The sequence below is a fragment of the Pseudomonas sp. Root569 genome, assembly GCF_001427465.1.
GTDB classification, from domain to species: Bacteria; Pseudomonadota; Gammaproteobacteria; order Pseudomonadales; family Pseudomonadaceae; genus Aquipseudomonas; species Aquipseudomonas synxantha.
This window is the reverse complement of record NZ_LMGQ01000010.1, coordinates 31,635-45,268: the sequence shown is the minus strand read 5'-3', so window position 1 is coordinate 45,268 and position 13,634 is coordinate 31,635. Positions and strand designations below refer to the sequence as shown.

General features: G+C 55.4%; 12 protein-coding genes. All 12 read right to left on the bottom strand.

Features of this window, described 5'->3' with window-relative positions; translation table 11 throughout:
* Positions 1-54 precede the first annotated feature (54 nt).
* The gene (tviB, locus tag ASD70_RS10790) at positions 55-1,332 is read right to left on the bottom strand and encodes a Vi polysaccharide biosynthesis UDP-N-acetylglucosamine C-6 dehydrogenase TviB (protein WP_056846405.1); all 1,278 of its coding nucleotides are present in this window, start codon (positions 1,330-1,332) and stop codon (positions 55-57) included.
* A gap of 264 nt (positions 1,333-1,596) precedes the next feature.
* A complete protein-coding gene (rfaH, locus tag ASD70_RS10785; protein WP_056846427.1) occupies positions 1,597-2,136 on the bottom strand; it encodes a transcription/translation regulatory transformer protein RfaH in 540 nt (179 codons plus the stop codon).
* Between the two features lie 628 nt (positions 2,137-2,764).
* Positions 2,765-4,138 (bottom strand): Wzz/FepE/Etk N-terminal domain-containing protein, encoded by a 1,374-nt coding sequence (locus tag ASD70_RS10780; protein WP_056846404.1) that lies wholly within the window; start codon positions 4,136-4,138, stop codon positions 2,765-2,767.
* Positions 4,139-4,476: 338 nt separating this feature from the next.
* Positions 4,477-4,707, bottom strand: coding sequence for a LapA family protein (locus ASD70_RS10775; RefSeq protein WP_056846403.1), 231 nt, complete (start codon positions 4,705-4,707; stop codon positions 4,477-4,479).
* Between the two features lie 24 nt (positions 4,708-4,731).
* The gene (gene ihfB, locus ASD70_RS10770) at positions 4,732-5,028 is read right to left on the bottom strand and encodes an integration host factor subunit beta (RefSeq protein ID WP_003189779.1); all 297 of its coding nucleotides are present in this window, start codon (positions 5,026-5,028) and stop codon (positions 4,732-4,734) included.
* A 131-nt stretch (positions 5,029-5,159) separates the two neighbouring features.
* Positions 5,160-5,444, bottom strand: coding sequence for a lipoprotein (locus ASD70_RS10765; protein ID WP_046071546.1), 285 nt, complete (start codon positions 5,442-5,444; stop codon positions 5,160-5,162).
* A 158-nt stretch (positions 5,445-5,602) separates the two neighbouring features.
* Positions 5,603-7,288, bottom strand: coding sequence for a 30S ribosomal protein S1 (rpsA, locus tag ASD70_RS10760; RefSeq protein WP_043047443.1), 1,686 nt, complete (start codon positions 7,286-7,288; stop codon positions 5,603-5,605).
* Positions 7,289-7,407: 119 nt separating this feature from the next.
* The gene (cmk, locus tag ASD70_RS10755; RefSeq protein ID WP_034102642.1) at positions 7,408-8,097 is read right to left on the bottom strand and encodes a (d)CMP kinase; all 690 of its coding nucleotides are present in this window, start codon (positions 8,095-8,097) and stop codon (positions 7,408-7,410) included.
* On the bottom strand, positions 8,094-10,304 hold the full coding sequence (locus ASD70_RS10750) for a bifunctional prephenate dehydrogenase/3-phosphoshikimate 1-carboxyvinyltransferase (RefSeq protein ID WP_056846426.1): 2,211 nt from the start codon (positions 10,302-10,304) through the stop codon (positions 8,094-8,096). Before ASD70_RS10750 ends, cmk begins: the two co-directional genes overlap by 4 nt.
* A 28-nt stretch (positions 10,305-10,332) precedes the next feature.
* Positions 10,333-11,445, bottom strand: coding sequence for a histidinol-phosphate transaminase (hisC, locus tag ASD70_RS10745; RefSeq protein WP_046071544.1), 1,113 nt, complete (start codon positions 11,443-11,445; stop codon positions 10,333-10,335).
* A gap of 9 nt (positions 11,446-11,454) precedes the next feature.
* A complete protein-coding gene (gene pheA / locus ASD70_RS10740; RefSeq protein WP_043047445.1) occupies positions 11,455-12,549 on the bottom strand; it encodes a prephenate dehydratase in 1,095 nt (364 codons plus the stop codon).
* Positions 12,549-13,634 carry a 3-phosphoserine/phosphohydroxythreonine transaminase gene (gene serC / locus ASD70_RS10735; RefSeq protein ID WP_043047446.1) on the bottom strand — a complete coding sequence of 362 codons (1,086 nt, stop codon included), beginning with the start codon at positions 13,632-13,634 and terminating at the stop codon, positions 12,549-12,551. The genes pheA and serC overlap by 1 nt, the downstream gene beginning before the upstream one ends.

Below are 13,634 nucleotides of genomic sequence, written 5' to 3'. Positions count from 1 at the left end.
TAGAGAAAGAGAGTCTAAAAATTGCCCACTACTATGTAGGCATCTAAAATACAATCACAAACGAATATCAGACTGACCACGTTCCAAAAGGTATTTCAGGTCATAAAGTACGTGTTTGTCTTTACCGAGCGCGCGGATTTTAGCAGCCCCCATAGATCGAAACTCATTATGAGCCACCGCAACTACTACGGCGTCATACGTGTTTTCAACCGGGCTATCGATAGGCATTATGCCATATTCGTGTTCTGCCTCAGCGCCACTTACCCAAGGGTCATACACGTCCACAGCAATATTGTATTCAGCCAACTCTCGTACGATATCGACAATTCTCGTGTTACGCAGATCGGGGCAGTTTTCCTTGAATGCCAAGCCCATAATTAGCACCTTGGCACCGTCGACATGAATACGCTGCTTGAGCATCGCTTTTACCAACTGCGAAACGACATATGCCCCCATGCTGTCATTCAAACGGCGCCCTGCTAGGATAATTTCTGGGTGATAACCGATGGACTGAGCTTTATGAGTCAAATAATATGGATCGACGCCAATACAGTGCCCCCCTACCAATCCAGGACGGAAAGGCAAGAAGTTCCACTTGGTACCGGCAGCCTCGAGCACAGCCTCCGTATCAATACCCATTTTATTAAAAATAATAGCCAGTTCATTAATCAGTGCAATATTTAAATCGCGCTGCGTATTTTCGATAACTTTAGCGGCTTCCGCGACACGAATGCTACTTGCTTTATGCGTGCCAGCAACAATAATTTCGCGATACAGCAAGTCCACAAGATCAGCCACTTCTGGAGTAGAACCCGCGGTCACCTTTTTAATGGTAGTAACGCGGTGCTCCTTGTCACCTGGGTTAATTCGTTCTGGACTATAACCTGCAAAAAAATCAACATTAAATTTAAGTCCCGAAAACTTCTCCAAAACGGGAACACAGTCTTCTTCAGTAGCACCTGGGTAGACCGTCGACTCGTAAATAACGATATTGCCTTTCTTCAATACCTTCCCGATGCTTTCCGAAGCCTTGATTAAAGGAGTCAAATCCGGCTGATTGTATTCATCAATTGGCGTGGGAACAGTCACGACAAAGACGTTACATTTTTCAAGTTCATTTAAATCTGAGCTAAAACTGAGAGATTTTGCAGAAAGCAGTTCATCATCACTCACTTCCAGCGTCGAATCATGCCCCCCTCGAAGCGACTCAATGCGAGATTTATTGATGTCAAACCCAACGACAGAGCGGTGCTTTCCGAATTCAACAGCCAACGGCAGGCCAACATACCCCAAACCAACAATAGCAAGTTTTATGTTTTCTAATAACAACATGTGTTAGTTCCATAAGAAAAGCGCGATTCTATTTCAGCTTCGCACTGGTAAATTTAAATCGAATAGTCGATTACACTCGTATTGGCTAGGGAACGTGTCTCGCGAAAAATGTCACCGGGCGGTGTAGCCGTAGGTTTTAGCCTTACCTGAATTCTGACACAGGTTATTTGTGCACCAGAGAGCGAGGAAAATAAAATAATCCCACGCTACCGCCCCAAGGTTTTTAGTCATCCCCCTGAAGACTCGCCTGCTGCTATACGCCAGTCACGCCTCGCTGCCAACCTCACCTAGACAGCTCAAAGGGACAACAATCTGTCGCTGACGGCTTAACATGTTGATCAACAAAATGGCTCTCTCCTCACCGTCCATCGCCATGAAAATGGACTCAAAGCCGGAGAAATCGCCATCGAGGATAACTACCTTATCACCCGCATGATACGTAGGAACAACACCCAAATTTCCCCGCTCCTGCAGCGCATGAACAAGGCCAGACGCTACCCCCAGCGGGGAGCCGCCAAAAGCAACCATACGACTGACCCCCTTTGTCGACCGTAGCGGGGCCCAATTGGCACCTTCCGGGAGGTGTACAAATAAATACCCGGGAAACAGTGACTCCGTAATGAACTGTCGCCGACCACGACTGACCCTTTCGCGCCTGAGAACTGGGCGAGAGCATACATAGCCTTGCCGCTCGAGATTCTCCTGAGCACGCCCGTCTTGCTTAGGCTTGCATTGCACCAGGTACCAATCGTAACGCAACGGGGTATTGGGCCGCAGAATGATTGAGTGGTTATCTACACCCATAGCGTTTTCACGAATGTCGTTTTCCATGGCATGCTATTACATTTGCATCGCCAAGTGTATTTGTCAGACCATATTGACATCTGATACCGGCCATTTCTTTGAAATAGGACGTGCTCCCACGCCCGTCAACTCGACCTACTGCGGAAGATCATAAGTTCGTACGCAGATAATACTACCCTGAACACCCAATTCAACCAGAGCATGCTTTGACACTCCCAAGATATTCCCGGTGCTGATGCAGCTTGAGACTGCATCAGCCCCCCCCAGAAGCGATGGGACAGGCTGTCCTATGAAATATTCTTGCAAAAAATCCAGTGAAACGACGTTGGGGTTACACACGGCCGTCAGTCGCTCCCATGTCGCCCCAGCAAACTCAAAGCATTCGGTCGCTCACCAAGATCACGCCCGCTCTGGCCCGGTCCCAGATTTGAGGCATTTAGGCCATATTTGGTTCCAAGGATTGCTCACTGGTTTAAAAAATCATCTAAAAAAGCAAGCCTGATGAGCAGAACCAAAACTGACATCAAAATGATATCAAGTCGCAACCAGAGCGAAGATATATAAAGTCATTCAAGCAGTCCCTTGACACTACCATACGAATCAAACGCAGCCCTCACTAACTCGCCGACTAACGCGTGGCGTCGAAAAGCGCAGGCTGGGCACTGTCATGGCTCAAGGTGCTTTCCACAGCGGGAAGGCTGAATCCAGCTGCTCGCCTATCCTGACAATTTCTCAAATTTAAAAAATAGCGGCATACAGCACTAAAGATTCCTAGCAACACCCCGAGGAAGGCTCCCAAGATGACAATTAGAAGCTTATTGGGCTTAATTGGACTCGTGGGCTCAACTGCCTGCTTATCGATAGCGACCAGTTGTAAGTTCCCCATATCCATATTCAAATTGTGTAATCGAGCAATTTCTGCACGCATAGGCTCTACACCTTTAAGAAATAGATCCTCGTTCTTCCTCTGATTTAATACCTCGATCTGCCTATTAGATTGGAGCAATTGAAGTTCGTTGGCGATCTGCGCAATACGCTGCTCTGTAAAATCATCTGACTTGCGCTGCAATAATGCCGCCCTTTCAGCCTCTAACGCGTCAACACCCATAAAATACAATGGGACTTGCTGATTGTTAATCTCAGTGCGCATCATGCTGACTGCCTCACCTCGTTCACCCTCTCCCAGCGATGACGGGGTAGATGGTTTCCTAATACCCAAAGACTTTGCAATTCCTATTGCCTCGCTGAGCTGCGCCATTCGATCCGTACGGCGCGTTTTCAACTGTATCCTCAGAGCCTTAAGCTCGTCTTGCAGCTGCGCCCGCCTTAGCGCGTCAGCCTCCGTCAAAAGAGCGATCCTCGCTTCTTTTTCAGCGTTGTAACCTGAGCGGGCAGCATCCAGCTTGCCTTTAATCTCATTCAGTCGGTTTTTTACAATCACATCAAGGTCTGCAGCAATCTGATTTCGCTCTCTCGTGATGGCGTAATCTACAAGGCCGTTGAGGATAGCAACACCATCCACCCCTTTCGGGTAGTTCATTTCCATTTGAATATAGGCATTCAATGAGTCCGCTTTTTTTGCATCGCTGGATAAAAGTCTGACTGAATTACGATTAAATGCTTCAAAAGACTGTTCCAGGGTGCGGCCAGGCTGTTCAAATGACTTAAATAGCTTCTGATGTTCTCGAAAGAAACCAAGACGAGTCTCATACGACTCCAGAGAAGCACCCACCTTCGTCAGAGCTTCGTCTGGCGGGAGCCTATAAATTTCCGAGCGATTCAGGGCATCGAGCGCGTTGATAGCAGAAGGACGCAAAACAGTTGTCACCCGATACTCAGGCGTGGCAATAAACGCGTATGCGGCAGCCAACAAGCTTGCAAATATAGCAACAGATAAAATCAGTTTTCTCTCTTTCCAAATCGCTTGGGAAAGCTCGACAACGTCAATCTCCCTCGACGGGGGAGTGGGAGGGGCGGGGGGGGCGCGGAAGCTACTACTCACAACAAAAACCTGCCTTCAAAGAGAAACTGCGGGCTCGTTATGCAGACAAAATTGCGTTTTTTTATTCTAATTGGTTGACCGCCAAAACCCAGCGTCTCTGCCAAATTTTGAGCGCACAAAATGCCTGTTATCGAGAACAGATTCCATTCTGCCATCTCTTTGGCATATTACAAGTCTTGACATGTATGTCGGACGATTCTGACTTTTCTAGGAAAACTGTCGGAACCAACGGGGATAGGTAGCTAGGCAGCTTGAAGCGCCCTGCATGACTAGGTTTCTGACAAACGGTCACCCCAGCGCCGCCACCTCCTTATCACACCTGACCCAGAGAGCAAATCCTAAGCAATCGCCCTACCCCGACGCCTACCAACAAACACCCCCAACAACGGCCCAATCAACATCCCCACAATCAAAGCCACCACCACAAACACCGCCACCGGCATCTGCGCAGTACTCCACCCCAGGAACGTCAACGCAACACCCTGTTGGTTCTCCAGCACAAACGCCAAAACCACCAACGCCGCAAGCACTGCAACCAATACCGCAACAACGCGCTTAACCCCACGCATAACCTTCTCCTACCCCAAAAACACTCAGACGCCTTCTTCCTCTTCTTCGTTCACCCGATCGCGCAATTCCTTGCCCGGTTTGAAGTGGGGTACGAATTTGCCGTCGAGGCTGACGGATTGGCCGGTTTTTGGGTTACGGCCTACGCGCGGTGCACGGTAGTGCAGTGAGAAGCTGCCGAAGCCGCGGATCTCGATACGATCTCCGGTGGCCAGGCACTGGGACATTTGCTCAAGCATGGTCTTGATAGCCAGCTCCACATCCTTGGATGAGAGCAGCCCTTGATGGGTGACAATTCGTTCGATCAACTCCGACTTCGTCATATTTTTCCCTTCTTTTTCAAGCAGCTAGGAAAAGCGCTTCGAAGGTTTTAGCATGACTTGATGAATTTGAACAGCCCATGCGTCAACTAATCTGCGGGCAAAATAAACACCTGCTACAAGCGCGGGCACCCTCATTTGCAGATCACCAACATCTTCCGAGTTACGGCACCTGCTGGGTTCCAACCGAACAAGTAGTCACCCTCTTCGTCCTTGGCATCACTGGAGCGTGTTACAACCTTGTAGCCCTGCATCTTGCACTCACGGGCAGCACGCCTCTCGCACTTCTCCCACTTATTCCCCAGGCCCGAGCAGTCGATTTCGATACCGCTGGCGCCGCGCTTGGCGTAGGTCTTGGCACTGGTGGAGGAACAACCTGCAAGCACCATCAACGCGAGTATTACAATAATCCTGTTCATTCAAGCCCTTATAGGTCAGCAATACGAATAGCCTTCGTGAAGACTATAGTCAGTTCTGACATTGAGCTGAACGCCTTGGTTCTATGTTGTTGATTCATCAAATTTCAGGCACAAAAAAGGGCGACCGAAGTCGCCCTTTTTCTATAGCTTTACAGAACTTAGTTCTGCTTAGCCATTGCTTCGCGCAGCAGGGAGGCCATGGTGGTCTCGCCTTTTTCAGCTTCCGGAGCGGCTTTCAGGCTCTGGATGGCTTCTTTCTCTTCAACTTCGTCTTTCGACTTGATGGAGAGTTGGATTACGCGGCTCTTGCGATCAACGCTGATGATCTTGGCTTCTACTTCCTGGCCTTCTTTCAGAACGTTGCGCGCGTCTTCAACGCGGTCACGGCTGATTTCGGAGGCTTTCAGAGTCGCTTCGATATCGTCGGCCAGAGTGATGATGGCGCCTTTAGCGTCAACTTCTTTCACAGTGCCCTTAACGATTGCGCCTTTGTCGTTCTCTTGAACGTACTCGGAGAACGGATCGCTTTCCAGTTGCTTGATACCCAGGGAGATACGCTCACGCTCTGGGTCAACCGACAGGATAACGGTGTCCAGCTCGTCGCCCTTCTTGAAACGACGAACAGCTTCTTCGCCAACTTCGTTCCAGGAGATGTCGGACAGGTGAACCAGGCCGTCGATGCCGCCGTCCAGACCAATGAAGATACCGAAATCGGTGATCGACTTGATGGTGCCGGAGATTTTATCACCCTTGTTGAACTGGCCAGAGAAATCTTCCCATGGGTTAGATTTGCACTGCTTGATGCCCAGGGAGATACGACGACGCTCTTCGTCGATGTCCAGAACCATAACTTCCACTTCGTCGCCGACTTGTACGACTTTCGAAGGGTGGATGTTCTTGTTGGTCCAGTCCATTTCGGAAACGTGTACCAGGCCTTCCACGCCTTCTTCCAGCTCTGCGAAGCAGCCGTAGTCGGTCAGGTTGGTAACACGCGCAGTTACGCGAGTGCTTTCTGGGTAACGAGCCTTGATAGCAACCCATGGATCTTCGCCCAGCTGCTTCAAGCCCAGGGAAACGCGGTTACGCTCACGATCGTACTTCAGAACCTTGACATCGATCTCGTCGCCAACGTTGACGATTTCGGAAGGATGCTTGATACGCTTCCAAGCCATGTCGGTAATGTGCAGCAGGCCATCGACGCCACCCAGATCGACGAATGCGCCGTAATCGGTGAGGTTCTTGACGATACCTTTGACTTGCTGGCCTTCCTGCAGGGATTCCAGCAGAGCTTCACGCTCGGCGGAGTTTTCTGCTTCCAGGACGCTGCGACGGGAAACGACAACGTTGTTGCGCTTCTGGTCGAGCTTGATGACCTTGAATTCGAGTTCCTTGCCTTCCAGGTGCGTGGTGTCGCGCACTGGACGAACGTCGACCAAAGAACCTGGCAGGAACGCACGGATGCCGTTAACGTCGACAGTGAAGCCGCCCTTAACCTTACCGTTGATAACGCCCTTGACCACTTCTTCAGCTGCGAAGGCTGCTTCGAGAACAATCCAGCATTCAGCGCGCTTGGCTTTTTCACGGGACAGCTTGGTTTCACCGAAACCGTCTTCAACCGAGTCCAGAGCAACGTGAACTTCGTCACCGACATTGATTGTCAGATCACCAGCATCGTTGTAGAACTGTTCCAGCGGGATCAGAGCTTCAGACTTCAGACCAGCGTGAACGGTTACCCAGCGAGCTTGGTAATCGATATCAACGATAACACCGGTGATGATGGAGCCTGCCTGAAGGTTCAGGGTTTTTAGGCTTTCTTCAAAGAGTTCCGCAAAGCTTTCGCTCATTTTAATTCCTGTTGATAAGGGCGAAGAATACGCCCATCTCCACACCCCAGACGGTATGGGTCAGTTTCAATTAGAAGAAGCACCACAGGACTATGACTGGTCCCCTGCAGCCTTCTTGGTCACCCGGCGATATCGCGAATGGCGATCTCGCTCATGATGCGTTCCAGCACCTGCTCGATGGACAACTCCGTGGAATCCAGCTGTATGGCATCAGCCGCCGGCTTGAGCGGGGCTACTGCGCGCTGGGTATCACGCTCATCGCGTGCACGGATCTCATCTAGCAGACTCGACAGACTAACACCATCGACTTTGCCCTTCAACTGCAAGTAGCGGCGGCGCGCCCGCTCCTCGGCGCTGGCGGTCAGGAAAATCTTCAGCGGCGCGTCCGGAAACACTACTGTCCCCATGTCGCGACCATCGGCCACCAGGCCCGGCGGCTCTTGGAACGCCCGCTGGCGCTGCAACAAGGCATCGCGCACGGCCGGCAGCGCGGCGACCTGGGAAGCCCAGGAACCGACTTGCTCGTTACGCAGGTCGTCGGTCACATCATCGCCTTCAAGGATGATGCGCTGGGGATGACCTTCCGTCGCGCCGACGAACTGCACATCCAGATGCGCCGCCAGCAGCTTGAGGGATTCTTCGTTGGTCAGGTCGACGCCATGGTTGCGCGCCGCGAACGCCAGCAGGCGGTAAAGCGCGCCGGAATCCAGCAAGCACCAGCCCAGGCGCTTGGCCAGGATGCCGGCGATGGTGCCTTTGCCCGAGCCGCTAGGCCCGTCGATGGTAATCACCGGTGCTTTGATATTCACAATTGAGCCTCTTGGGCAACACGGATGCCGACTTGGGCACACAGTGTAAGAAAGTTCGGAAAAGATGTAGCAACGTTGGCGCAGTCACGGATACGAATCGGCGCCTCGGCCCGCAGGGAAGCCACGCTGAACGCCATGGCCACCCGGTGATCACCATGGGCCTGCGCTTCACCCCCACCCATCGGGCCACCGTCAATGATAATCCCATCGGCCGTGGCTTCACACTTCACACCCAGGACCAACAGACCATCGGCCATGACCTGGATACGGTCGGACTCCTTGAGGCGCAGCTCCTCGGCACCGCGTAGTACGGTTCGACCTTCGGCGCAGGCAGCGGCGACAAACAGCACGGGAAACTCATCGATTGCCAACGGCACCAGCGCCGCTGGAATCTCGATACCTTTGAGCTTGGCAGCACGTACACGCAAGTCAGCAACCGGCTCGCCACCCACTTCACGCGGATTTTCCAAGGTGATATCTGCGCCCATCAGCCGCAGGATATCGATCACCCCGGTGCGGGTCGGGTTGACACCGACATGCTCCAACAGCAACTCGGAGCCCTCGGCAATCGATGCCGCCACCAGGAAGAACGCCGCAGACGAAATATCCCCAGGCACTTCAATGTGGGTCGCGGCCAATTTATGGCCCGGCTTCACCGACGCCGTCGCGCCTTCCACCGCCACTGGGCACCCAAAACCACGCAACATGCGCTCGGTATGGTCGCGGGTTGGTGCAGGCTCGGTGACCGCGGTTTTACCCTGTGCATACAGGCCAGCCAGCAACAGGCAGGACTTAACCTGCGCACTGGCCATCGGCAATGCGTAAGTCAGACCTTTGAGCACTTGACCGCCACGTATGGTCAGTGGCGGGCGGCCTTCCGGCCCGGTCTCGATCACTGCACCCATTTCCCGCAGCGGCTTGGCCACGCGATCCATCGGGCGTTTGGACAACGACGCATCGCCGGTCAACACGCTATCGAAGCTCTGGGCCGCCAGTAAACCGGCCAGCAGACGCATGGACGTACCGGAATTACCCAGGTAGATCGGCCCCGGCGCAGCCTTCAACCCATGCAGGCCAACGCCATGGATAGTCACGCGCCCATGGTGCGGCCCTTCAATCACCACACCCATGTCGCGAAATGCCTGCAAAGTCGCCAGGGCGTCTTCGCCCTCAAGGAAACCTTCGACTTCTGTCACGCCCTCGGCCAACGAACCGAGCATGATCGACCGATGAGAGATCGACTTATCACCCGGCACCCGAATACGCCCGCTCAAGCGGCCTCCCGGGCTGGCGATGAAAGTCAGCTTATCGGCGCTCACTGCGGTTTCCATATAAGCCCGGCGTGCCAGGATCTTGCTGAAATGTTCACGCGCCACCCGCGCACGGGTGAACACGCCCAACAGTTGATGACCGTCACCCGCGTCAACCGCGTCACGCAGGGCGTCGAGGTCGCTGCGGAAGGTGTCCAGGGTACGCAACACCGCTTCGCGATTGGCAAGGAAGATGTCGTGCCACATCACCGGATCGCTGCCGGCAATCCGCGTAAAATCGCGGAAGCCACCGGCGGCATACCGAAAAATCTCCAGGTTCTCATTGCGCTTGGCCAGGGAATCCACCAAGCCAAATGCCAGCAAATGGGGCAAATGGCTGGTCGCAGCCAGCACTTCATCGTGGCGCTCGACCTGCATGTGCTCCACATCCGCCCCCAGCTCGCGCCAGAGACGATCCACGACGGCCAGCGCCGCCGGATCGGTTTGCGCAAGCGGCGTGAGGATCACCTTGTGCCGACGGAACAACTGTGCATTGGAGGCTTCCACCCCGCTCTGCTCGGAGCCGGCAATCGGATGGCCCGGCACAAAGCGCGGCGGCATTTCGCCAAATGCCAGCTGCGCAGCACGCACCACATTACCTTTGGCGCTGCCGACGTCCGTGAGGATTGCCTGCCCCAGATCCATGCCAGCCAACACCGCCAGCAGCTTCTCCATGGCCAGGATCGGCACGGCGAGCTGGATCACATCCGCGCCCTGGCAGGCAATTGCCAGGTCCGCCTCACAGCGGTCCACTACGCCCAATTCCACCGCCAGCTTGCGCGACTGCGGGTCCAGATCCACGCCCACCACTTCGCCGCATAATCCGCTTTCGCGCAGGCCCTTGGCGAAGGAGCCACCGATCAACCCCAGGCCGACCACCACCAGGCGACCGATCATAGGCATAGCAGGTTGCAATGCAGTGACATCAACCACGGGCCAGAACCTTGGCCAGCGCCTCAAGGAAGCGGCTGTTCTCAGCCGGCAAACCGATGGTGATACGCAGGTGGTTCGGCATGCCGTAGTTGGCCACCGGACGCACGATCACGCCTTCGCGCAACAGGCCCTGGAACACCGGGGCAGCCACCCGGCCGAGATCGACGCAGATGAAGTTGCCCTTGGACGGTATCCAACCCAGGCCCAATTGGCGGAAGCCTTCCTGTAACTGCAGCATGCCGCTTTCGTTGATGCGACGTCCTTCTTCCAGGTACTCGGCATCCTTTACCGCCGCACACGCAGCCGCCAGGGCCAGGCTGTTAACGTTGAACGGCTGGCGCACACGGTTCAGCACGTCGGCAACCACCGCCGTGGACAAGCCGTAGCCGACCCGCAGCGAAGCCAGGCCATAAGCCTTGGAGAACGTGCGCGACACCAGCAGGTTCGGGTAGGCCGCCAGGAAGTCGAGGCCGTCCGGCAGGTCGCTGCCTTCGGCGTACTCGATGTAGGCCTCGTCCAGCACCACCAGCACATGCTCCGGTACATCCTGCAGGAATTCGTTCAGCGCCTGCTCGTCGAACCAGGTGCCGGTCGGGTTGTTCGGGTTGGCGATAAATACCACGCGGGTTTGCGCGTCGATGGCCGCCAGCATCGCCGGCAGGTCGTGGCCCCAGTCCTTGGCTGGAATAACGCGGGCATCAGCCCCCACGGCCTGGGTCACAATCGGGTAGACCGCAAACGCATGCTCGCTGAACACCGCATTCAAACCCGGTGCCAGGTAGGCACGGCCGACCAATTCAAGGATGTCATTGGAGCCATTGCCCAAGGTCACCTGATTCAGCTCGACCCGGCACTTGTCCGCCAGCAGGGATTTGAGCGCAAAGCCGTTGCCATCAGGGTAACGGGTCAGCTCGGCCAGCTCTTCCCGAATCGCCGCAAGCACTTTAGGGCTCGGGCCCAGCGGGTTTTCGTTGCTCGCCAGCTTGACGATCCTGGACGGGTCCAGATTCAACTCACGGGCCAACTCGTCCACAGGCTTGCCTGGAACATAAGGCGAGAGTTGTTGCACGCCCGGCTGAGCCAGGGCGAGGAAGTTGCCACTCATGTCAAAGCCTCACAAAACCGCTTTCGGGTACGAGCCCAGCACCTTGAGTGCTACGGCTTCCTGACTGATTTTCTCCAGCACACCCTTGACCAGTGGGTCGCGGTGGTGGCCGATGAAGTCGATAAAGAACACATAAGTCCATTTACCGCTGCGCGAAGGACGCGTTTCGATGCGCGTCAGGTCAATCCCGTTATCGTGGAATGGCACCAGCAGCTCATGCAGCGCGCCGGGCTTGTTGCTCATGGAGACGATGATCGAGGTCTTGTCGTCGCCGGTCGGCGGCACTTCCTGGCTACCGATCATCAAGAAGCGCGTGGAGTTGTCCGGGCGGTCCTCGATCTTCTCGGCCAGGCGCGTCAGGCCGTACAGGCCCGCAGCCATATCGCCGGCAATCGCCGCCGAATTCCACTCACCCTTGACCCGCTTGGCCGCTTCGGCGTTGCTGGACACCGCCACGCGCTCGACATTCGGGTAATGGGCGTCCAGCCACTTGCGGCACTGGGCCAGGGACTGAGCGTGAGAGTAGATACGGCTGATGCTGTCGGTCTTGGTGTTCTCGCCCACCAGCAGGTGGTGGTGAATACGCAACTCGACTTCGCCACAGATCACCATGTCGTGCTCGAGGAAGCTGTCCAGCGTGTGGTTGACCGCGCCTTCAGTGGAGTTTTCCACCGGCACCACGCCAAAATTCACCGCGCCGGCCGCCACTTCGCGGAACACTTCGTCGATGGCCGCCATCGGCTTGCTGATCACCGCGTGGCCGAAGTGCTTCATGGCCGCCGCCTGGGTGAAAGTGCCTTCGGGGCCCAGGTAGGCCACTTTCAGCGGCTGCTCCAGCGCCAGGCACGAGGACATGATTTCGCGGAACAACCGCGCCATCTCTTCGTTACCCAACGGCCCCCTGTTGCGCTCCATCACGCGCTTAAGCACCTGGGCTTCGCGCTCAGGTCGGTAGAACACCGGCACTTCGCCTTCCGCCAGCGACGCCATTTTCACCCGTGCCACTTCCTGGGCGCAGCGCGCACGCTCACTGATCAGCTCCAGGACTTTCTCGTCCAGGCTGTCAATGCGTACGCGCAGGGCTTTGAGTTCTTGCTCAGACATTAGCCGTGTTCCTTTTCGAACTCTGCCATGTAGGCCACCAACGCGTTGATCGCGTGGATGTCGACAGCGTTGTAGATGGAGGCACGCATGCCGCCGACCGAACGGTGGCCCTTGAGGTTCAGCAGGCCGCGCGCGTCGGCGCCGGCCAGGAATGGTTTGTCCAGGCGATCATCGGCCAGGCGGAACGGCACGTTCATCCACGAGCGGTCAGTCAGGTTGATCGGGTTGCTGTACAGGCCGCTGGCGTCGATGAAGTCGTACAGGGTACGTTTCTTCTCTTCATTGCGCTTGCCCATGGCAGCCACACCGCCCTGCTCTTTCAGCCACTCGAACACCAGGCCCGACAGGTACCAGGCAAAAGCCGGCGGTGTGTTGTACATCGAGCCGTTATCGGCCGCGACCTTGTAGTTGAGCATGGTCGGGCACAGCGAGCGCGCGCGACCGAGCAGGTCTTCGCGGATGATATTGACCAGAATGCCACTCGGGCCGATGTTCTTCTGTGCGCCGGCATAGATCATGCCGTATTTGGATACGTCGATCGGGCGCGAAAGGATGTCCGAAGACATGTCGCACACCAGCGGCACGTCACCCACTTCCGGCACCCAGTCGAATTCCAGGCCGCCAATGGTTTCGTTCGCTACGTAGTGGACGTAGGCCGCATCCTTGGACAGCTTCCACTCGTTCTGGCCTGGAATGGCGAAGTAGTCGTAGGGCTTGGCGGTGCCTGCCACATTGACGTGACCGTAGCGCGAAGCCTCTTCAATGGCTTTCTGCCCCCAGATACCGGTGTCGATATAGTCGGCAGTGCCATCTTCCGGCAACAGGTTCAGCGGCAACTGAGCGAACTGCTGGCTCGCACCGCCTTGCAGGAACAGCACTTTGTAGTCGGATGGGATGTCCAGCAAGTCGCGCAGGTCCTGCTCGGCCTTGGTGGCGATGGATACGAACTCATCGCTGCGATGGCTCATTTCCATCACGGAGAGGCCTTTTCCATGCCAGTCGAGGAGTTCACCCTGCGCACGCTGCAGGACTGCTTCAGGAAGCGCCGCGGGACCGGCACAGAAGTTATAGGCTCTCTTGCTCAC

Coding starts and splice junctions, on each gene's coding strand:
- tviB (WP_056846405.1), bottom strand. CDS start 1,332: ATGTTGTTATTAGAAAACATAAAACTTGCTATTGTTGGTTTGGGGTAT.
- rfaH (WP_056846427.1), bottom strand. CDS start 2,136: ATGGGTGTAGATAACCACTCAATCATTCTGCGGCCCAATACCCCGTTG.
- ASD70_RS10775 (WP_056846403.1), bottom strand. CDS start 4,707: ATGCGTGGGGTTAAGCGCGTTGTTGCGGTATTGGTTGCAGTGCTTGCG.
- ihfB (WP_003189779.1), bottom strand. CDS start 5,028: ATGACGAAGTCGGAGTTGATCGAACGAATTGTCACCCATCAAGGGCTG.
- ASD70_RS10765 (WP_046071546.1), bottom strand. CDS start 5,444: ATGAACAGGATTATTGTAATACTCGCGTTGATGGTGCTTGCAGGTTGT.
- rpsA (WP_043047443.1), bottom strand. CDS start 7,288: ATGAGCGAAAGCTTTGCGGAACTCTTTGAAGAAAGCCTAAAAACCCTG.
- ASD70_RS10750 (WP_056846426.1), bottom strand. CDS start 10,304: ATGATCGGTCGCCTGGTGGTGGTCGGCCTGGGGTTGATCGGTGGCTCC.
- hisC (WP_046071544.1), bottom strand. CDS start 11,445: ATGAGTGGCAACTTCCTCGCCCTGGCTCAGCCGGGCGTGCAACAACTC.
- pheA (WP_043047445.1), bottom strand. CDS start 12,549: ATGTCTGAGCAAGAACTCAAAGCCCTGCGCGTACGCATTGACAGCCTG.